General features: G+C 43.6%; 18 protein-coding genes. 10 read left to right on the forward strand and 8 right to left on the reverse strand.

The genetic code is table 11. The features are described from left to right. The first annotated feature begins 33 nt into the window (after positions 1-33). Positions 34-1,164, forward strand: a complete 1,131-nt coding sequence (locus ACN0VI_RS06610) for an AI-2E family transporter (RefSeq protein WP_331889672.1) — start codon at positions 34-36, stop codon at positions 1,162-1,164. 104 nt (positions 1,165-1,268) lie between these two features. On the opposite strand, the gene ACN0VI_RS06615 is transcribed toward ACN0VI_RS06610, so the two are convergent. The 3 genes from ACN0VI_RS06615 to bcp form a co-directional block, all read right to left on the reverse strand. Then, entirely contained in the window at positions 1,269-2,957 is a 1,689-nt protein-coding gene (locus ACN0VI_RS06615; protein WP_417446200.1) for a serine hydrolase, read from the reverse strand. Between the two features lie 366 nt (positions 2,958-3,323). Beyond that, complete coding sequence (locus ACN0VI_RS06620; protein ID WP_331889676.1) at positions 3,324-4,745, reverse strand: PhoH family protein; 1,422 nt, start codon at positions 4,743-4,745, stop codon at positions 3,324-3,326. A 22-nt stretch (positions 4,746-4,767) separates the two neighbouring features. After that, entirely contained in the window at positions 4,768-5,235 is a 468-nt protein-coding gene (gene bcp / locus ACN0VI_RS06625) for a thioredoxin-dependent thiol peroxidase (RefSeq protein ID WP_417446201.1), read from the reverse strand. Positions 5,236-5,410: 175 nt separating this feature from the next. On the opposite strand from bcp, the gene dapA reads away from it, so the two are divergent. From dapA to ACN0VI_RS06640, 3 genes are read left to right on the forward strand one after another with little or no spacing between them, the layout of a single operon-like run. After that, entirely contained in the window at positions 5,411-6,292 is an 882-nt protein-coding gene (dapA, locus tag ACN0VI_RS06630; protein ID WP_331889680.1) for a 4-hydroxy-tetrahydrodipicolinate synthase, read from the forward strand. Then, positions 6,276-7,358: an outer membrane protein assembly factor BamC gene (gene bamC / locus ACN0VI_RS06635; RefSeq protein WP_331889682.1), complete on the forward strand. Its 1,083-nt coding sequence runs from the start codon at positions 6,276-6,278 to the stop codon at positions 7,356-7,358. Before dapA ends, bamC begins: the two co-directional genes overlap by 17 nt. After that, complete coding sequence (locus ACN0VI_RS06640) at positions 7,345-8,154, forward strand: MBL fold metallo-hydrolase (RefSeq protein ID WP_331889684.1); 810 nt, start codon at positions 7,345-7,347, stop codon at positions 8,152-8,154. Before bamC ends, ACN0VI_RS06640 begins: the two co-directional genes overlap by 14 nt. A 47-nt stretch (positions 8,155-8,201) precedes the next feature. Here ACN0VI_RS06640 and ACN0VI_RS06645 read toward each other — a convergent pair whose 3' ends face one another. Together ACN0VI_RS06645 and ACN0VI_RS06650 are read right to left on the reverse strand one after the other, a co-directional pair. Continuing rightward, complete coding sequence (locus ACN0VI_RS06645; protein WP_331889686.1) at positions 8,202-9,566, reverse strand: ATP-binding protein; 1,365 nt, start codon at positions 9,564-9,566, stop codon at positions 8,202-8,204. After that, positions 9,563-10,294, reverse strand: a complete 732-nt coding sequence (locus ACN0VI_RS06650) for a response regulator (RefSeq protein ID WP_417446202.1) — start codon at positions 10,292-10,294, stop codon at positions 9,563-9,565. Before ACN0VI_RS06650 ends, ACN0VI_RS06645 begins: the two co-directional genes overlap by 4 nt. Positions 10,295-10,560: 266 nt before the next feature. On the opposite strand from ACN0VI_RS06650, the gene ACN0VI_RS06655 reads away from it, so the two are divergent. The 3 genes from ACN0VI_RS06655 (at position 10,561) to ACN0VI_RS06665 (ending at position 14,348) form a co-directional block, all read left to right on the forward strand. Further along, positions 10,561-11,784, forward strand: a complete 1,224-nt coding sequence (locus tag ACN0VI_RS06655; RefSeq protein WP_417446203.1) for a TonB family protein — start codon at positions 10,561-10,563, stop codon at positions 11,782-11,784. A gap of 106 nt (positions 11,785-11,890) precedes the next feature. Next, positions 11,891-13,018 (forward strand): M14-type cytosolic carboxypeptidase, encoded by a 1,128-nt coding sequence (locus ACN0VI_RS06660; RefSeq protein WP_417446204.1) that lies wholly within the window; start codon positions 11,891-11,893, stop codon positions 13,016-13,018. Positions 13,019-13,022: 4 nt separating this feature from the next. Beyond that, entirely contained in the window at positions 13,023-14,348 is a 1,326-nt protein-coding gene (locus tag ACN0VI_RS06665; RefSeq protein WP_417446205.1) for a saccharopine dehydrogenase C-terminal domain-containing protein, read from the forward strand. A 28-nt stretch (positions 14,349-14,376) separates the two neighbouring features. On the opposite strand, the gene ACN0VI_RS06670 is transcribed toward ACN0VI_RS06665, so the two are convergent. Continuing rightward, positions 14,377-16,533, reverse strand: a complete 2,157-nt coding sequence (locus tag ACN0VI_RS06670; protein ID WP_417446206.1) for a prolyl oligopeptidase family serine peptidase — start codon at positions 16,531-16,533, stop codon at positions 14,377-14,379. A gap of 142 nt (positions 16,534-16,675) precedes the next feature. On the opposite strand from ACN0VI_RS06670, the gene nadA reads away from it, so the two are divergent. Further along, entirely contained in the window at positions 16,676-17,737 is a 1,062-nt protein-coding gene (gene nadA / locus ACN0VI_RS06675) for a quinolinate synthase NadA (protein WP_331889699.1), read from the forward strand. Between the two features lie 34 nt (positions 17,738-17,771). Continuing rightward, on the forward strand, positions 17,772-18,695 hold the full coding sequence (locus ACN0VI_RS06680) for a methyltransferase domain-containing protein (RefSeq protein ID WP_331889701.1): 924 nt from the start codon (positions 17,772-17,774) through the stop codon (positions 18,693-18,695). A 57-nt stretch (positions 18,696-18,752) separates the two neighbouring features. Here ACN0VI_RS06680 and ACN0VI_RS06685 read toward each other — a convergent pair whose 3' ends face one another. Beyond that, complete coding sequence (locus tag ACN0VI_RS06685; protein WP_331889703.1) at positions 18,753-19,760, reverse strand: LysR substrate-binding domain-containing protein; 1,008 nt, start codon at positions 19,758-19,760, stop codon at positions 18,753-18,755. Between the two features lie 282 nt (positions 19,761-20,042). Here ACN0VI_RS06685 and cysK point away from each other — a divergent pair, with 282 nt between their 5' ends. Next, positions 20,043-20,990, forward strand: a complete 948-nt coding sequence (gene cysK, locus ACN0VI_RS06690; RefSeq protein ID WP_417446207.1) for a cysteine synthase A — start codon at positions 20,043-20,045, stop codon at positions 20,988-20,990. Positions 20,991-21,056: 66 nt separating this feature from the next. Here the strand turns inward: cysK and metJ are convergent, their stop codons facing one another. Further along, a complete protein-coding gene (metJ, locus tag ACN0VI_RS06695) occupies positions 21,057-21,353 on the reverse strand; it encodes a met regulon transcriptional regulator MetJ (RefSeq protein WP_331892474.1) in 297 nt (98 codons plus the stop codon). Positions 21,354-21,362: the final 9 nt, after the last annotated feature.

Here is a 21,362-nt window from a genome sequence, read left to right on the forward strand (position 1 = left end):
AAGCGTTAGCTAATAACGTCTTTTGGAAATCTCATGACAACAATTTTTACTCGTTGGTTTAGACGTAACTTTTCAAGCCCAGCAACGATAGTACTTAGCATGTTGCTAATTGTGGGCTTTTTCATCATTTTAACGGTGGGTGACATTTTAGCCCCAATTCTGTGGGCACTGGTCTTTGCCTATCTGTTGGAATGGGTTGTGGAGGCATTGCAGAAGAAAGGAGTGTCTCGCTTCTGGTCTGTTATCGTTGTGTTTGCTGGCTTTATTAGCATGGCATTTATCGTGTTTTTTGGTCTGATTCCATTGGTATGGAAGCAGGGCGTTAAGCTCGTCGCTGAGCTGCCCAATATTATGACCAAGGTTCGAGAGAGTATTCTCGAGCTTCCTGAAAAGTATCCTAATTTTGTCAGCACCGAGCAGGTTAGCGCGCTATTCTCTAGCTTAAACAGCGAGCTTGCGAGTTGGGGCGAAGCTATTTTAAGCGCTTCAGTGGACTCATTGATGAGTATCGCAACAGTGATGGTCTACATCATTTTGGTGCCGTTACTAGTATTCTTCTTCCTGAAAGACCGCAATACCATTATAGCCTGGTGTACCCAATGGCTTCCTCAGGAGCGACACCTGGCTGAGTCTGTGTGGAGTGAAGTGAACCGACAGATCGGTAACTACATTCGAGGCAAGGTGTTGGAAATTGTAATCGTCGGTACTAGCTCCTATATTGCATTCCTGGTTATGGGTCTCAATTACGCCTTGTTGTTGGGTGTGTGCGTGGGACTTTCGGTATTGATTCCATACATAGGTGCGGCATTAGTGACCATCCCTGTTGCCCTGATTGCATTTTTTCAGTGGGGTTTCACTCATGATTTTTATATCATGCTGGTCATATACCTCATTATCCAGATTTTAGACGGTAACCTTCTCGTACCTTTAATTTTCTCCGAAGCGGTCAATCTGCATCCGGTAGCTATCATTGGCTCAATTCTCCTGTTTGGCGGCTTGTGGGGCTTCTGGGGAGTCTTCTTCGCCATTCCACTAGCGATACTGGTCAATGCGGTTTTATCAGCTTTAAAAGGCCATAAAATCCAACTAGAGAAGGAAGAGCAAGAAGGAGAACTCGGTGAACAAAAAGTACTGGATTCACCAGAGTCGGCAAAAGAGTCTTAATTTAGAGTTGAGTTAGAAATAAAAAGCCTCGTGAAATCTCGGGGCTTTTTTTGTTTCTAGGTCTCTTGTTAGAAGAGATATAAGTGAACTGATTAATACTTCGCTTATTCACCTACTCGAGGAGCTGGCATTTTTTGTCCGCCCTGATGGAGAGTTAAACCCCTTGCTGGTTTATCTCCTTCCAAATCAAACTCTAGTTTGGCGCCAATTTGTTTGTTGAGCAGCATGTTTTCGCTGTAGGCTAGGAAGTCAATGGCTGGCTGGCCGGTTGCTTGACCTGTTAGGCCTTTGTCACTACGGCGTATGCTGAGGATGAAGTTGGGTTGGATTTCGTAATCACCGACCAGGCGTTCCATCTGCGCTGGAGTTAGCTCAATTTCGACTAGCACTTCGACAGTATCACTGATCTTCTCGGCATATTCCGGATTAGCTTCGCCACCTTGATAGAAATCAAGTCCCGTTACTTTGCCGTGGTCATCACGTTTAAGCTGGAATGAGCTCAGGGAGTTTAAGAAGACGAAGCGGTCATCACCCACTGGGCGTACTTTGAATTCAGCACCACTATCGCGCTGGCTGATGATCTCACCGTCTACGAGACGCAAGCTGCGACTCGTATTTTCGTTAATGCGGTAGACACCGACGACTTCCTTGAGCGCTTCATCCGAAAGCTGGGCAGTCGGAAGTTCAATTGGGAAGGGCTTATTAATGGCTAGCGCTGCAAGGCGTTGGGCCACATCACCTGGGCGTGGCTCTAGGCCGACATAGTTGCTCAACACAACCACAGACAGCTTTTCCTCAGGCAACCAGAGCGCATGAGTATTAAAGCCGTGAATACCGCCACCGTGATAAATCATTAGTTGACCGTGCAGGCTTCCTCGCATCAGTCCGTAACCGTATCCGGCTTCACTCGCGGCTTCGTCCGGCGTATACATCCGCTCTAACATTTCTTGGGAGATGATGTCGCCGCCATGCAAGGCACGCTGCCAGAGATCTACATCCAGCGCTGTCGCTGAAAGAGCGCCAGCGGCATGGGGTTGGGTCATGCTCAGCCAAGGTGCATTAACAGGGTTGTTATCGGCCATTTGATATCCACGCGCACGATCAGCCAGAACTTGTTTATCTGGGTAATAACCTGTGTGTTCAATGCTAGCAGGCTTGAGTAGCTTTTCTTCTATGTAGGCATTCCAGCTTTGTCCACTGACCTTTTCAATGATCGCGCCAAGTAACACGTAACCTGAATTGTTGTAGCGCCAGCTTTCGCCCGGAGCAAAGTCCTCCTCAATTTCTGCAAACACGGCGATCAGTTCATCGGTACTTACTTCGCGGCGAATGCGCTCATCGATAAAGTAACCAGGAATGCTGGTGTAGCTGGCAATACCTGAGGTGTGATTGAGTAAATGATGGATGGTGACATCATCTGCTGGGAAGTCTGGCAGAAAGCGGGTTAATGGATCATCCAGTGATAGTTTTCCCTGTTCGGCTAGCAGCAGTATTGCTGCAGCGGCATATTGTTTGGTAACTGAGGCCAGGCGTAGAATGTGGTCTTCGCTCATGGCAACGCCCATCTCAAGATCAGCCATACCATAGGCCTCCGAGAAAATGACTTTGCCATCTTTGGAAACCACCACGGTCGCTCCGGGAGCATCTGCTTGGTAAGTCTTTTCTAGCACCGCTTGAAAGGCGCTAGCTCCTTTTGTGGTCGAGCTTTCTTTTTCAGGTACGCTGGCACAAGCAGCTAGGCCCAGCAACAGAGCACTTCCCCACACAGTGGTTATTGATTTTAAGGGTTTCATTCCTTCCTATCTCCTATTATTAGATATGGCAACAGTTTTGCCAGTTGTTTGCGAAGAGTTTTACGGCACGATTTTTGTTAAGTCAATCATGGAAAAAAGTGAGGTCAAAAACAGAAAGCAAAGAGTGTCGATTTAAATATAAAAACACTAAATATAGCGCTGAAATGTTTCTTTTTATTGCGCGTTAACTAGATGAAATACAAAGCATTTTTAATGCTTGCTAAACAAGCGATCAGGGTATTGTAACCTCATCTATGAATTTGTATTTTAAAGTGTTACAGCTAATGTATCAGTGAGAAATTAGCTGCTGCTCTTAATAAAAAAGCCCCGTGAAATTACGAGGCTTTGTAGGTTTTAAACTTGTCGTTACAATAGTTCTGAGGCGTAGTCAGCCAAACGAGATCGTTCGCCACGTTTTAGCGTCATGTGCCCTGAGTGCGGCCAGTTTTTGAAGCGGTCAACGACGAAGGTGATCCCCGAGGTTGTTTCTGACAGGTAAGGGGTGTCGATTTGTGCCACGTTACCCATACAGACGACTTTAGTGCCGGGACCTGCGCGAGTGATGAGGGTTTTCATCTGCTTTGAGGTCAAGTTTTGCGCCTCATCAATGATAATAAATTTATTGAGGAAGGTTCTGCCGCGCATGAAGTTCAATGAGCGTACTTTTATCCACTTTCTCAAAAGGTCATGGGTAACAGCTGCGCCCCATTCATCATTATCAGAAGGCGAGAGCACCTCAAGGTTGTCCATTAAAGCGCCCATCCAGGGTGTCATCTTTTCTTCTTCAGTTCCTGGTAGGAAACCAATATCTTCGCCAACTGAAACAGTTACCCGAGTCACAATGATCTCTTTGTAGCGCTTGAGTTCGATGGCTTGTTCTAATGCAGCTGCGAGAGCCAACAAAGTCTTACCTGTGCCGGCAGGGCCTTGCAGCGTGACAAAATCTATTTCGGGATCCATCAAAAGATTAAGTGCGTAACTTTGCTCACGATTTCTGGCAGCGATGCCCCAGATGTTATGGCTTTCGCTACTGTAATCAGTCAGCAACTCTATGGTTGCCATAGGCTGGTCATCTTTATCTTCAACCGAGCGGACGATGGCTTCGAAATTATCTTGAGGCTGAAATAAACATTGGTTGATAGACCATTCCGAGACTAGAGGCCCTTTAATCTGATAGAAGGTTTTACCTTCTTCTTGCCAGGAGTCGATATCACGACTGTGAGTATCCCAGAAGTTTTCGGGCAATTCATAATAGCCAGTGTAAAGTTGCTCTACGTCGTCCAGCACCTTGTCATTGAAGTAGTCCTCGGCATGCACACCAACTATATTGGCCTTAATGCGCAGGTTAATGTCTTTGGATACCAGAGTGACGGTTCGATCATCATCGCGAGCTTGCAATGCCAGCGCTACATTAAGAATGGTGTTATCAGCTTTACTGCTTGGCAACGAGTCGGGAAGTCTGTCGATGTGTTCTTTGGTTTGGAAATAAATTTTGCCGTGCTTGTTGCGGTCCTGGATTTGTGGGATGAGGCCAATGTGAATGCCTTCAACCATCGGGTCTTCGCCTTCTTCGGCAGCGGAGAGCAGGTCATCAAGATAGCGGGTAACTTGCCGAACATTGCGTGCTACTTCTGAAACTCCTTTCTTTCCTGCGTCGAGTTCTTCAAGAACAACCATTGGAATTAAAATATCATGCTCTTCAAAGCGGAATAGAGCGGTTGGGTCGTGCATCAATACATTCGTGTCCAATACGAATAGACGTTTTCCGTCCAGATTGTTTTTTACCATGAGGCACCTCTTAAGTGGTTTTTTATAGTGCTTTAACGGTTTCTAATACTTCTTCTACATGGCCTTTGACTTTTACTTTCCTCCATTCCTGTTTCAGTTTGCCTTGCGCATCAATTAAGAAGGTGCTGCGCTCAATCCCCATATATTCACGCCCATAGAGTTTCTTCAGTTTTATAACATCGAAGGCTTTGCACATTTCTTCGTCGGCATCAGACAGCAAATCAAAGGGAAACTCATGTTTTTTACGAAAGTTTTCATGAGTTCTGACGCTATCGCGCGATACGCCCAGAATTTCAGTGTTGTGTTTCTGAAACTGTTTGTACTGATCGCGAAAGTCTTGGCTTTCGGTGGTGCAACCTGGAGTGTTATCTTTGGGGTAAAAGTAGATGACGAGGTTTTTGCCTTTGAAATCGGCGAGTGAAAGAGTTTGGTCGCCAGTGGCGGGAAGTTTAAAGTTAGGTGCTTTTTTATTAAGCTGTGGTTGGCTCAAATCAGCCTCCTTTAAAGTTGTGTTGCTGGAGTCTTTTTTATCGTTTTCATTATCACTTTACGTCAGAAAAAAAATTGTCGCAAGCAATCCCGCCTTTTTTGTGATTTTGCTTGTTTTTACTGGCCTCGCTGGCTAACATAGCCCGCAAACAAGGCTGAGCCTTAAGGATTAATTCATGTTTTCAGGTAGCATTGTAGCGATTATCAGTCCCTTGCAGGCGGATGGCTCTCTTGATGAAAAGGCATTGGAAGAGCTTATCGAGTGGCATATTGATGAGGGTACCGACGGTATAGTCATTATGGGCACTACAGGCGAGTCAGCGACTGTCGATAGCAAAGATTATGAGGCTGCGATTCGCTTGACGGTAAAGCAGGTTGCAGGTCGTGTACCTGTCATAGCCGGAACTGGTTCAATCAGCACCAAGAAGACCATTGCCTTAACTCAGCAGGCCGAAGCTATGGGCGTGAATGCTGTCTTGGTGGCGACCCCTTATTATTGCAAACCTAGCCAAGAAGGGCTGTTTCAGCACTATCAAGCAGTTGCTGAGAACACTAAGCTACCGATTATCCTCTATAATGTTCCAGGTCGTACAGCGTGCGATTTACTGCCTGCGACAGTTGCTCGCCTTGCCGAGATTGAAAATATTGTGGCGATAAAAGAAGCAACTGGCGATTTATCCCGAGTTGAGGAACTAAATCGGCTATGCAAGACTCCAATCACCCTATTAAGTGGTGATGACGCTACAGCTTTGGAGTTCATGAAGTTGGGCGGTCATGGTGTGATTTCTGTTACCGCGAATGCTGCTCCTGCACTGATGAGCAAGATGTGTGAGCTGGCCAAAGCAGAGCAATGGAAGCAAGCCACTGTTATTAATGAAAAACTGTCAGCTCTACATCAGGATTTGTTTGTAGAGGCAAATCCGATTCCGGTTAAATGGGCATTGGCGAAAATGGGTAAATGCCAAGAAACCATTTTATTGCCATTGACTGTATTGGCTGAACAGTACCATTCACAAGTATTAGAAGCGTTGGAACAAGCGAATGTCGACATTAAATAAATATAAAACACTGATTATTATAAGTTCTTTAGCCACTGTATCCTCATGTAGTTGGTTTTCTGCAAAAGATGGAACAGAAGATATTGATGACCGCTACATGAAAAGTCAGCAAGGCCCTGAGTTACAAACTCCGCCAAATGCAAAACAAATTGAGGTTGAGGATCGCTATCGTGTTCCGGAAGGTGTCATTATTACCAATCGTGATGCTAAGGGTAAGAAATTGAGCCTTGATCCTCCGCAACTATTATTGGTTGGTGGTGATGGTGTACGGGAAGATTCGGAGCAGCCTCATCCTACCGTTTGGGTTCGCCATCAGGACACGCCATTCATGGATTATGTTTCGCGTTTTATGACACAAAAAAATATCCCCATTAATGCAGCAACGGATAAGCAAATCAGCTCGGACTGGATTAGCGATGAAGATGAAGAGATATTTTCTCAGTATATAGGCTCATACAACCTTGATGGCCAGCGCCATAAGGTGACCTTAGAAGTTATAGGTCAGAATGCAAATGAAGTCGCTGTTCAGGCTCGTAATACACAGAGCCAGCGTCTGGTTGATGATAAGTGGGTGACCATGAAAACATCAAAAACAGTCGCCAGCCAGTTCCTTAATGCATTTTTAGGTTTCTACGATACCGAGCGAACCCAAGAGGCGCGAGAGCGTATTCTTGATGAAGGAACGATTAGCGTGAGTTTAGGCACCAATGATCAAGGGCAGATGGCATTAACGGCCGAACGTGAATTTATGGCGATTTGGGAGCACTTACCAAGTGTCTTAGAAGACTTGAACCTATCAGTTTCAGATCGTGACCAATCTGCAGGTATCTATTACTTTAATGTTAAAGAACCTGAAACTGGCTTTTGGGCCTGGTTATGGGGTGATGATGAAACCAATCCTAAAGTAGAGATGGAACCTGGTGATTATCAGATTCATTTGGCCTCAACAGCTTCCGGTATTAGCATGACCTTTAAAGATGAAGAAGGTAACTTGTTAGACGCCAATGTAGTTACAAAAATTTACCCGGAGTTTGCAGCAAGCTTCAAAAGCCGTGGAAAACAATAGCAAGTTAAAAGTTGCATCGCTTGGTTCTGGAAGTAAAGGCAATGCAACCCTCGTATCAAATGGTGAAGTTACAGTCATGGTTGACTGTGGCTTCACTGTCAAAGAAGTTCTCAAACGACTCCCGCGCCTAAATATAGAGCCTAATCAAATCGATGGTATTTTAGTGACACATGAACACCAGGATCACATTAGTGGTGTTGGTGCTTTGAGTCGTCGATTTTCGATTCCGGTATGGTCGACAAGAGGCAGCTTATTGTCAGGAAAGTGTGGCAATTTGCCAGAGTTGAATCTGATTGAGGGCTTTCAACCTTTTTCAGTTGGAAGTTTAAATGTGACCCCTTTGTCGGTTCCACATGATGCGCGTGAACCCTGTCAGTTTGTCTTTACTCAAGATGAGCTAAGGCTTGCTATACTCACTGATTTGGGATGCTTTACTCCGAAAATTGTTGAGCAATTGACACCATGCCACGGCATATTACTTGAATGTAATCATGATGAAGAGATGTTGTGGAGTGGTTCTTATCCAGAGAGTCTAAAACAACGGGTTGCCGGTAAAATGGGGCATATGAGTAATCGTCAGGCGATAGAGCTTTTACAGCAGATGGATCGTGATTCACTGCAATTAGTTATTGCTACACATTTAAGTGAGAAAAACAATTGTCCAAAGCTGGTCTGTGAGTTATTAGCTGAAACATTGAGCTGGCCGACTGAGCGATTAAAAATTGCTGAACAGGAGTTAGGTTTTGATTGGCAGGAACTTAACCTTACATCCTCAGGCATGGCTCAATCTGCATAACACCTAGTGTTTAACACCATCCATAGCGTAATCTATCAAAGCTTATATTAGCTGATATCACCTTCTTGATTGTGATCGTTGTTCTCTGCGTCATCAAGTTGTTTCAGTGGCATGGAAATGGTGAACAGGGCACCGTTGAGTGCGCGACTATCTTCTGCCCAAATTTTTCCGTGGTGGCGTGAAACAATACCTTTAGCAATCGCCAGGCCTAGACCTGCGCCGCCAGAGTCCCTGTTGCGACTGAAGTCGAGGCGCGTAAAGGGCTCAAAAATTCTCTTGCGTTTACCAGGAGGAATTCCGGGACCATCATCTTCCACTTGGATATCGATAGACTCGTTATATTCGGTTAGATTGATTTGAACGGTTGAAATAGAGAAGCGGGCTGCATTTCTGACCAAGTTGATCAGTGCTCGCTCAATCAAATTTTTATCAGCGTACAGTACGCTTCCTTGATTCGGCTGGCTATAGATAACAAACTGTTTATTGTTATGGATGGTTTTAACCTTGTCACATACATCTTCAGTCAGTTCTTTAATATTGAATTCAGATAGCTGTAAAGGGTGCTGGCCATGCTTTAATCTTGAATAACCCAATACTTCACGAACCAGAGCATCCAGCTCATCTAAAGCGTCGTGCATATCAGTGGTTAACTTTTCTTTGCGAGCTTCCGATGTTTTGTCGTTGAATAGATCCAGGGCAAAACTAAGACGTGCCATTGGGCCTCGGAACTCATGAGCTACCGCATGCATCAAGTCTCTCTGATTATAGAGACTTTGCTGATGCTCTTTACGTAAGTCGTTGATGTGTTCAACCAGCTTGGGAATATTAGTCGCTAAATCTTGCACTGCATACTCTTGCCTTTCGAGATCGAGGCCATCAAATTGAACTTTATCTAAGGCATAGCTGGCAGGGCGCAGATTTCTTTGGTTTAAATAGTGTAAGCCGTACAGGATTGAACCATTCAGTAGAAGTAGCACAAAAGCATAGACAAACCAGTCTCTAACTGTGACATAGTAATAGGGGGCGTCATAGGGGCCAAGCTTCAGAATGGACTCGTTATCATTTAAGATTACCAGTCCAATAGGCCCATCCTCTCCACTCATATAGACCAGATACCGATTCTGTTTGAGTTCGTCCTTAATGTTTTTATCAAGGTTTAGATCAGATAGTTTTTCAGAAGTGATCTTAGTTTCTAATTCGTATTCAGCCCGAGCAATAGTCTGTGGAGAATGGTTGTAATCAAGGATGGATAATCTGAAATTAAGTTCTCGGGCATCGGAGGTAATGCTGTCTTTGACCTCTTTCTCTCCGATGTCAAAAACCCATGGAAAGTAAACGTAATAAACAAAGGTTCCGCCCAATATATTGGCTACGATGAGTACGAGTAGTGGGGCAAATATTTTTCGGATCATTTGGTCAGTAAATAGCCTTCACCGCGGATGGTTTTAATGATGTAAGGCAATTTGGGGTCGTCTCCCAGTTTTTTGCGAAGTCGTGAAATTCGCAAATCAATACTTCGGTCGGTGCCATCATATTCCAGGCGGAATGTTTTACGATGTAACTCTTCTCGGCTTACCACTTCACCGGAGCGCTCTGCTAGCAACCACAAAAGATTATACTCGGCGGTGGTAAGGTGCACGACTTGACCATCTGAAATGACAGTACGGTTTTGTGGGTTTATCTTGACCTTGCCTGCGTGGATAAAGTCTGTGCTGTTTTCAATAGCTTCTGAAACTTCCACTCGTCTAAGAAGAGCACGAAGGTGAGCTAGCAAAACACGAGATTTGACGGGTTTTGAGAGATAGTCATCAGCGCCTGTTTCAAGGCCTGCTACCTCATCAATATCATCGCTCATCGAAGTCAGCATTAAAATTGGGCCACTGTACTGCGGGCGGACAGTCCGGCAAACAGTTAAACCGTCTGCGCCAGGCAACATGACATCAAGGATAACAGCTCTAGGCTGCTGTTCTATAATAAGATCGATGGCTTTGGAACCATTAGCTTCAATTTGAACCTGATAGTCATTGCTTTCAAGAAACTCTGCTACCAAGGAAGCTAGTTTGTCATCATCTTCTACAAGTAAAATAGTTTGCGACATTGATTTGTAGTTTTTAAGTGTACACCCAGTAAAAGTAGGCATTAAATTGCCTGATTTAGCCTGCCAGGTCAATGCTTTGCCTTAAATATCTAAAGTATTTTTAGATTTGTATCGATCGATGGTAACACAGTTTTACTCTAAATGTGCCACCTCTAAATAAATAATCTTTAAAATCAATCGGTTAGTTAATTATTGTCATGCTTGCATTTAACTGCTAATCTCTTACAGTATGAACTGTGTCATAAAATTTGACATAGTTGGTTCATCATTTGGCATATTAACTTTTCACGCATTACGGCTGTACAAACATGAAAAAAGTAACATTATTCTTATCGACACTACTATTTATAGCTATTTCAGGTGGTTCTGGCCTTGTTAAGGCTGCTGAGCAGATTAACGTTGAGGGCTCCACTCTACAACTGAACGGTCTTGCTGTTCATAGTGAACTGCGTCAGGAATGGTTCCTCAATGGTTTATATTTAAGTAGCAAATCCGATGATCCAGAAGAGATTATAAACTCTCCGATGCTCAAGAGAATGCAGATTAAAGTTTTGGCTGATGAATTGCCTGGGCGCCGTTTGAAAAGATTCTGGATTGAACGCATTAAAAATAATAACGAAGCCTCTTTAGTGTTGGAAAACGCTAAAGGTGTGCGTGAGCTGGCCGATACACTGGGGCAGGATTTTGCTGCTGGCGATACTATTAATATTGATTTTGTACCTGGTCAGGGGACCGTTATTCAGATCAATGGTGCTGTTGTGAATACTATTGATGAAGATATTTTCCCGCTAATGCTCAATACATGGATAGGTGAAAGACCTCCATCTTCAGAATTTAAAGATTCTATTCTGGGTAGTCAGTCAGCAGTTAATTATTCTGACCTATTGGCTAAGTTTTCTTCGATAAGCCCTGCATCGAGCCGTGTTTCTTTGTTTGATCAGGCTGCACAAGCTGCCAAAGCAGAGGAAGAGCGTATGCAGCGTGAAGAAGAAGAGCGTATGCAGCGTGAAGAAGAAGAGCGTATGCAGCGTGAAGAAGAGAGACAGCGTCAAGCTGAGTTAGCAGCTGAGCGAGAACAACAACAAGCTCAAGAGCAGGCTCAACAACAGCAAGAGAAAGAAGCGGAACCTAAGCAAGAAGTTAAACAACCTGTAGTGGAGGAGGTTCCTGCTGGACCGACTGAAGAAGAGCTTGCAGCTATGAGAAGCAGTTATAATGCAGCTATTCGCTCGCATTACGTTCCTTTCTTCCAATATCCGGTTCAAGAAATTATGCGTCGTCATGGTAAGTCAGCCTTATTGAATCCACGTAAAGGCCGTACACATGGTGAAGTAACCATTCAGCTTGAAGTTGATCGTGATGGCGAGCTGGTTGGTGGTAGCCTGGTTTCCAGTTCTGGTGAGAAAATTCTGGATGACGCAGTAATGAGTGCCTTGTTTGATGCGGTGCCATATCCTGCAATGCCAGAAGAGTTACCGGAAGAGTCATTTAACACCACTTTGCCTATTTCAATTCCTGCGCCACAAATGTAGAATTCTCTACATCGTTTGCGAAAGGGGCCTTTGTGGCCCCTTTCTAGTATTTTGGGCTACACAGTTTTGAGGTGTGGTTTTTTTGAACAAATTAAGGTAGAAATTAATGAATATCAATTGCTTATTTGATAGTGGCAATATTGAGGTGATTGATGCTAGTGACAGCAAAGCAATAAAACTAGCTATCAGAAATGATTCTAATTCTGAATTTAAACAATGGTTCCATTTCCGTGCACATGGGGAAATTGGCAAAACCTATAATTTTGAAATCACTAATGCTAAAGAGTGTTCTTATGTTGATGGCTGGAAGGACTACCAAGTTGTCGCATCTTATGATGGAGACTATTGGTTCCGAGTCCATACTCAGTTTAGTGACGGTAAACCCTTAGCATTTTCACACCAATTAGAACAATCTACGATCTTCTTTGCCTACTTTGAACCTTATTCTTATCAACGGCATTTAAGCTTGATTCATCAGGCTCAACACTCAGAACTTTCTCAACACATTGTTTTAGGCCAGACGGTTGATGGTCATGATATTGATTTGCTGATTATTGGTGACGAAAGTCGTGAGCGTAAGATTTGGGTGACAGCGCGCCAACATCCTGGCGAAACCATGGCAGAGTGGTGTGCTGAAGGTTTGGTGGAGCGTTTATTGAATGAAGATGATGCTTTATCGCAAAGCTTGTTACAGGATGCTGTATTTTATGTGGTGCCAAATATGAATATCGATGGCAGCATACGAGGGAATTTGCGTTCTAACGCTGCTGGAGCGAATCTTAATCGTGAATGGCAAAACCCAACTGTTGAGAATAGCCCTGAGGTTTATCATGTGCGCAATAAAATGAAGGAAATCGGTGTCGATGCCTTTTTAGATTTGCACGGTGATGAAGGCTTGCCTTATGTTTTTGTGGCCGGCTGCGAAGGTATTCCGAGCTATGATGAGCGCTTAAAGTATTTGGAAGAAGAGTTTAGTCTTATCTTGAAATCTGTTAATCCGGATTTTCAGACAGAATTCGGCTATGACAAAGATGAGCCGGGTCGGGCCAACTTAACCGTTGCCAATGCCTGGGTTGGAGAAGAGTTTAAATGTTTATCGTTAACTCTGGAAATGCCATTTAAAGATAATGCAAATTTACCAAACAGAGAAACTGGCTGGTCAGGTGACCGGAGTTACTTATTGGGGCAAACCCTGCTAAACCCACTGTATCAATTAGTTAAAAAATTAAGGTAGTAGCATGGCTAAGTTTTTAGTATTCGGTGCAGGATTTGTTGCCGAACCTTTAGTGGAATATTTATTACGTCGTTCTGATAATTCTGTAACAGTAGTCAGCCATATTCTTGAAGAAGCCCAAGCTTTGGCGAATAAGTTTCCGGGAGTGGATGCGGTGCAGGCTGATGTGACCAATCAGGCACAAATTGAACCGTTAATAGCTGACTATGACTTGGTTGTGAGTCTGGTACCGGCGACTCTTCATGCGGTGATAGCTAAAGCATCGATTGCACAGGGAAAGAATATGGTGACAGCCAGTTATGAATCCCCGGCGATGCGAGAGCTGAAACAGGATGCTTTGGATGCTGGCGTCACTATCTTGAATGAAATCGGTTTAGATCCGGGCATTGATCACTTAAGCGCGATGAAAATTATTGATCAGGCGCACGCTGATAACGAAAAAGTTATAAGCTTCGTATCTTGGTGTGGTGGTTTGCCATCACCACAAGCTAACGATAATCCTCTGGGTTATAAATTCTCATGGGCCCCGAAAGGTGTCTTGCTCGCGTTACTTAATGATGCGCTATTTTTGCATAATGGCAAGGTTGAAAGGGTTGTTGCACAAGAGCTGTTGAAGTGGGCTAAGCCCTTGCAGGCTAATGGTTTAAATCTTGAAGGTTATCCTAACCGTGATTCGACCGGTTATCAGGAAATCTATGGAATTCCTGAAGCAGAAGATATTATTCGTGGCACATTCCGATACTCTGGTTTCTGCGAGATTATTCAAGCAGCCAAAGACCTGAACTTATTGGAAGCTGAATCTGATGTGCCGACGGGTGATACCATTTGGGCTGATTATATCTGCCAGATCAATGGCGTGGATAACTTTGAGCCAATTAAAACTAGACTATCTGAGTCAGCATGGCGTGGCTTGGGCTGGATAGGTTGTTTCTCAGAAAAGCCAACCGGTGATTTTGCAGGCCCTATTGACGCCTTTTGTAACTTGCTAGTGCAGAAATTAAATTATCATGAAGACCAGGTCGACATGGTACTGCTTCAGCACAAGTTTGAAATCGAAAAAGCTGACGGTAGTCGTTACCATATCGCTTCGACCTTGCAAGAGTTTGGTCAAGTGGGAGGCTATTCTGCGATGTCTAAAACGGTTGGTTATCCTGCTGCGATAGCATGCCAGCTTATCGCTGATGGCAAGATAGATCGAAAAGGCATTATCCTGCCTATGACTAAAGATATTTACCTTCCTATTCTAGATCTTCTGGAAGAAGAGGGGATTACTTGCCAAGAAGAAATTCGGGAGCTTGATCCTGCATTCTTAAGCGAGTTAGCTAACTAGCGATAGCAAACCTCGGGAACAGCAAGCTCTAAGGTTGAGCTTGCTGTTCCGATTTGCTGGCTCGTAATTCATTACTAAGGAAGTGCTTTATTGCTTCTAGAATAATGAGTTCAAAGTCTTGTTCATCATTCAGTTCTGAGGCAATATCTCTGTTCAGCAATAAAATCGGACGCGGCGATAGCTGAAGATTCTGCCACTTTGCTAATGTTTTATAGTTGCTGACAGCGGCTTCATTGCCATCATCAATGATAAGTGCAGCAGGATAGTTCTTGTTGGTAAGCCTGTGATAAGGACTGACAGCCAGAAACCATTCCGTTGATGCTTGATCGCTATTAAGCATAAACTCCTTCATCCAATAAGGATCTTTCTCTTCCAGCTTATTAAGATAATTAGCTTCGATATTTTTTAACACCAATGCTCTGAAATTCTGAGGAGCGTGAATAGCTGCCTCCATCAATAAACTACCAGCAAAACGTTCACCATAAGCTGCAATGTACTGCCTCTTTGAGAAGTTATTATTGGCAAGCCAGTCAACGGCGGACACAATATCTTCGACCGCTCTGGCATGCTTTTGGCCGCCGACAGATTGACGCCAACTTTCACCATATATACCACCGCCTCGAATATGAGCAATGGCAATAACGCCTCCCTTAGATAACCAGTCAGTAAAAAATGGAGAGTAGTAGGGTAGTTGAATATGACCAAATCCCTGGTTAGTAATTAGTAAGGTTGGGTTTTCACCATCTTTAGAAATCTCCTCGTGATATGTCAACGTCAAAGGGATTCGACTGCCATCGGATGATCGGTAAAAGACTGTTTCGGATACCAGGTCAGAGGTTTCTTCAAGCGGTAACAGGCTGTTTGAAAGCTTTCGCGTCTGGGTATCAATTGCAAAAATTCTAGCTGGATGCTGGAAACTGCTGATGGTAGCGAGAGAACTTAACCGACGATTAACCATCGTTTTTGGGCGCTGTATGATCAAATTACTATTAGGTGTAACTTTAATCTCTTCTTTGGCGCTGCCATTGAGTTGCGAATCATAGACTTTTTGTTGTGTATTATTGAGATAATGTAATAACCATCGGTTATCAATTAGCTGGGCTGATATGAGCAGTTCATTTTGCTGGGAAACAACTTCTTTCCAGTCCCGACGTGAGGGTTGGTTTAGGTTGATAGATATTATTCTCCAGCGTGGAGCGACTAGGTTAGTATGGAAATAAAATGTCTCATTGATATTGCCCACAAAGTTTAGACTTGCGCGGGTATTCTTTGCCAAGCTGATGGCTGATTGTATTTCACCTGATTCAGTAATTGGTAAGACCCAAAGCTGATCGGATGTATTAATCAGGTGCTTTGCAGTGACTAAAAGGTAGCGATTATCATCGGTAAGCTTCGCATTAATCTGCCATTGCTCTGCATCATCCATATGATCGTTTAAATCAAATAATGGCAGGCTAAAGTCAGGACCTTGGCCCAGGTTTAGATAGTGAACCTGCTGGTCAGTTTGGTAAATAAAGCGATTGAATCCATCAAGCCAGTTGAACTCGGTTTGAAGGTGGGTCGCCGGCAAGCGGTAAGAGTGAAAGTTTCGTTGTGCCAAATCAAAAATATACCAACGATAAAACTCTTGCCGGTTTTGGGTCTGGACAGCAAAAAAACGTCCTTCTGGAGAGAGTGACGTGCCTACAACCCGTTGGTTGTCCGGTAGCTTTCCTAACTCTGTTTCAACTTCTTTTATACTGTCATAAATGGCAATAACATTGCTTGACTTAAGGGTGCTTTCTTTAATATAAAAAAACTTGTTTACATATTGCTGTGGATAGAGATGATTGAATATTTCTTGTGGTGTTTGGTCTTCGTTTAAATCACTCCCTATCGCGGAAAAATATTCGCTGACTAGTCCCGTCTGTTGCTCCATCCATTCTGTGCGCTGTGGTGTTTTTTGATTCAGCCACATGTAATGGTCTTGTATCTGGACACCATTTAACTGGTAGTCGTAGTCCTGGCTCGGATTTTGTGGCAAGGATACTTTCGTTACCGGGGCTTGCTCGGGTTCGGGATCATCTGAGCAGGAACTCAATGACAGAGTTAAAACCATTACCATCAGGCTATTAACAATAAGTCTTTTGACAACTTGTTTAGAAGTTGAATGGTCTGTTCGGTACCCTTGAAGGTAAAAGCGCATAGATTCCTTGGGCAGGAGAGCAATTAAGGTTGAATTGATTGTACCAATAGCTAAATTTAATGCAAAACCAAATAACTAGAAAAGCTTTATCAGTTAGGGGTTAACTGTTATATAATACTGAGACCATTCTGCAACACCCAATATGGCGATGAATTCTATTGTAGCGCCCATTGAAATTGATGTCCCATTCCCAAAGCCACCCATTGAGCTGTCTGCTGATGAGAAAAATCATCACCGTTCACTGATTATTGAGCTGCTGAAAAAGCATAATGCCGTTTTAATTGCTCATTATTACACTGACCCTGAGATTCAGTCTCTGGCTGAAGAAACCGGTGGTTTTGTTGGTGATTCGTTAGAAATGGCTAAATTTGGAGCACGTCACCCAGCTGAAACCTTGATTATCGCAGGGGTTAAGTTTATGGGGGAAACGGCAAAAATTCTCAGCCCTGAAAAGCGCGTTTTGATGCCGACACTGGAGGCGACATGCTCTCTGGACTTGGGTTGTCCTATTGAGTCATTCAGTGAATTTTGCGACCAGCACCCAGACCGTGAAGTGGTGGTCTACGCCAATACCTCCGCTGCTGTAAAAGCTCGCGCTGATTGGGTTGTGACATCCAGTATTGCGGTAGATGTGCTAGAGTATCTCGCAGAGCAGGGCAAGAAGATTATCTGGGGGCCGGATAAGCATCTGGGTCGCTATATTCAGCAGAAAACGGGCGCCGACATGTTGTTGTGGCAAGGAGCCTGTATCGTACACGACGAGTTTAAATTTAAAGCCCTTGAGCAGTCGATGGCTTTATACCCAGAAGCTGCCGTATTAGTGCATCCCGAATCACCACAGAACATTGTTGATTTAGCTGACTTTGTGGGTTCAACTTCACAACTGATTAAAGCCGCTAAAGAGTTACCCAATAAACAGGTTATCGTGGCTACGGATAAAGGCATCTTCTACAAAATGCAGCAGGCTGCGCCTGAAAAAGAACTTATTATTGCTCCGACAGCCGGTGAAGGAGCAACCTGCCGCAGTTGTGCACACTGTCCTTGGATGAAGATGAATGTCTTACAACTTTTGTCGCAAGTCTTCGATCGTGATAATAATGAAATCTTCGTTGATCACGGTTTAGCTGAAAAAGCATTGATCCCTTTACAGAAAATGGTAAATTTTGCTAACGATATACAAGTAAACATCAAAAGTAATATTTAACTGAGAGCTAATTCATTGAGACCAAAGGGGAATTATGAAAACCAAAATTAAAACTTTAAGCTTAGCGGTTCTTGTCAGCTTGGGCATTACTGCCTGTGGTGATCAAAAAGAGCAGGCTGAGTCAGAGCAAGAAACTAGCCAGCTGGTTGCTGTAGAAACGAATAAGGCTGAGCAAGAAGTCAAAACTGAGAAGAATGCTACAACAGGTAGTAGTTTGCTTGGGATTATTGAGGGTCAGCATCGAAGCGATGCAAATAAAGCTCGTAACCAATATCGTAACCCTGCTGAAACTATTAAGTTCTTTGGTATTAGACCGGGTATGACGGTAGTTGAAGTTTCACCAGGTGGTGGTTGGTACACAGAGGTGCTAGCTCCCTGGCTGGGTGCTGAAGGCAAATTGTATGCTGCTCATTTCGATCCGAACTCTGAAGTAGAGTACTATCGTAACAGTTTAAAGGGTTTCCAAGAGAAGCTAGAAGCTAATCCAGACTTGTATTCAAATGTTGAGTTAACCGTTTTTGATGCTACTTCAAGTACGCCAATTGCGCCCGCCAACAGTGCTGATGTAGTGGTCACCTTCCGAAATGTTCATAACTGGATGCGTGGTGGTCGTGATGATGCACTTAATGCTTTTAAATTAATGCATGATGCGGTTAAACCTGGTGGTTACCTGGGGGTTGTTGAACATCGTTTAGCTACTGGTTTAAAGCAGGATGAACAGGCTAGCTCGGGTTATATGCATGAGAAGTATGTGATTGATCTTGCGGAAGAGGCTGGATTTAAGCTTCTGGAGCGGTCACAGATTAACGCTAACCCTAAAGATACAACCGATCATCCTAAAGGCGTGTGGACCTTGCCACCGAGCTTAAGGCTGGGTGATGAAAATCGTGAAACTTATTTGGAAATCGGTGAGAGTGATCGTATGACCCTCAAGTTCGTGAAACCTGCTACAGAGTAAGCTAACCAAGTTACAATATTTTGAAAAGGTAACACTGCACCTTATATCGGTGCAGTGTTACGCCGTAGCCAATCTTGATTGTAAATCAGCAAGGTTATGCGCTTTTGTCTCAAAACGGTTCAACAACTCTTTGGATGATGTGTGTTCACTGTACAAATAGCGAATGAGCTCTTGCTGTGAAATATGTGGTGCAAACAGCGCAATAAAGTCTTTCATGTATTGCTTTAAGAACAAGTTTTTATGGAACGCCAACCATGTTGTACATTGTGGTAACATCTCAGACGTTGAATAGCTGATAAGATCCTTATCTGCCTGTGGGTCATAAGCCATATTGGCAATGATGCCAACCCCAAAACCCTTTCTAACATATGTTTTGATAATATCTGCATCACGGGCTGTAAATACGATATTAGGCTCCAGCTTTTCTTTTTTACAGGCACGCATCAAGCTTGACGAACTTTTATCGCTAAAGTTGTAAGTAACCAGCGGATATTTAACCACGTCTTCTAAGGTGATTTTTCTTAAGTCACCCAGTTCATGGTCTTGAGGAAACAAAATTGAACGATCCCATTGGTAGCAGGGTATTTGAACGATATCCGGCCCGAGCTCAGCTGCTCCAGAGGCAATCACAAAATCAATCTCCTGCTTACGTAACTGCTCAATAACTTGCTCGGTGGTGCCTTGCTGCAGGTCGATTTTAAGATTGGGATACTCTTTGTGGAATGCGGCAAAAGTTCTCGGTAAGACATATTGAGCCTGTGTTTGCGTCGTTCCGATAGAAAAACACCCTGAGTCGTCTTGGCTTAACTCACTGGACAGTCGTTTAATGTTATTGATTTCCTGCATGACCTTGCGTGCACGGCCAAGTATTTCATTTCCAACTTGTGTGATTCCTACCAACTGCTTGCCATTACGCTCAAAGATTTTGGTCTGTAACTCATCTTCGAGCAGTCTTAGCTGCTTGCTGATCCCAGGCTGTGATGTGAATATTTTTTGAGCCGCATTGGTAATACTGAGGTTATTATCAGCAATTGCGATCAAATATTTTAGTTGTTGCAGTTTCATTTTAGACGTCTAAGTGTTTAAATGGCTAAGAAAAGTAGCACACTTTATGTGCAAAGGCAATATCTTACATGTCACTGAGATATATTGTGAAATTTTTTCCCGTATCTTAATAACCAACAGTTATTAGAGCATAATGCTAAATAATTAGCTTCTGGGCCTTATTATGCATAGATTTGTCTCTGGCTTTGTCTATTAAGATATAAAATAGCTTGTTAATACGATTGCTTAACTCTCGGTCTTTTTGAGATAAATAGCGTTAAGTTATAAACAGAGGTTGTATAAATGATTCATGATTCCATTTTGGATACTATCGGTAATACACCGATTATCAGAATAAATCGACTGGCCCCCAGCCATGTAAAAATGTTTGTTAAAGCGGAATTTTTTAATCCGCTATCTTCAGTCAAAGATCGTCTCGCTTACGCTATTATCAACGACGCGGAGCAAAGAGGGTTGTTGAAACCTGGTCAAACCGTGGTCGAAGCGACTTCAGGCAATACTGGGATAGCATTGGCTATGGTATGCGCAGCAAAGGGGTATCCCTTCGTGGCGGTGATGACTGAAACCTTTTCTATTGAGCGCAGAAAGATTATGCGCGCTCTTGGGGCTAAGGTCATTCTGACTCCGGCAGCGGAGCGTGGAACTGGCATGGTGAGGGTGGCTAAGGAGTTGTCAGAGAAAAAAGGTTGGTTCTTAGCACGCCAATTCGAGAATGAAGCCAATCCTGCGTATCACCGCAATACCACTGCGCCTGAAATCCTGCAGGACTTTGCCGGTAAACGGCTAGATTACTTTGTCAGCGGTTATGGCACCGGAGGAACTATCACCGGAGTTGGTGAAGTGCTTAAAGTAGCGCGCCCAGAAACTAAAATCATTGCTACTGAACCAGCTGGGGCCTCTTTGCTTGCTGGAAGAGAGTGGCAGCCCCATAAAATTCAGGGTTGGACTCCAGATTTTGTGGCTGATGTTATGAACCAGGAAATTTATGATCGGGTTATTCCAATTGATGACGAGTTGGCGCGTGATACATCATTAGCTTTAGCTCAGGAAGAGGGAATCTTCTGTGGTATTTCAGCTGGAGCAACCTTTGCCGCAGCTTTGGAGGCTGCAAAGGAAGCAGAAGAGGGTTCTTCGATTTTAGCCATGCTTCCAGACACCGGTGAGCGGTATATGAGTACTTTTCTGTTTGAGGGCATTAATGAAGGGAGCGATGACGAATTGTTAAGTTAGCAGTTTGTTTTCGTACATAAAAAAGGAGCAGAAAAATTCTGCTCCTTTTTATTAATAGAGGCTTTTTTACTTTTTAATTTTCTCTCCTTCAGCTTCCATATCAAGCACGTAATCATCTCTATCTTTTCTCAGGTCATCGTCAGTTGGAAGTGGCTGACCCGTATAAGCGTGCAAGAAAGCTTCACATAACAGTTCGCTATTGGTTGCGTGACGTAGGTTATTAACCTGACGACGAGTTCTCTCATCAGTCAATATTTTCAGTACCGAAAAAGGAATTGATACCGTAATTTTTTTTACTTTGTCTTTTTTCTCACCGTGTTCAACGTATGGATTGATAAAGTTTCCATCCCACTTTTTAGCCATATTAACCTC

It is taken from the genome of Kangiella sp., assembly GCF_048265365.1.
Classification (GTDB): Bacteria; Pseudomonadota; Gammaproteobacteria; order Enterobacterales; family Kangiellaceae; genus Kangiella.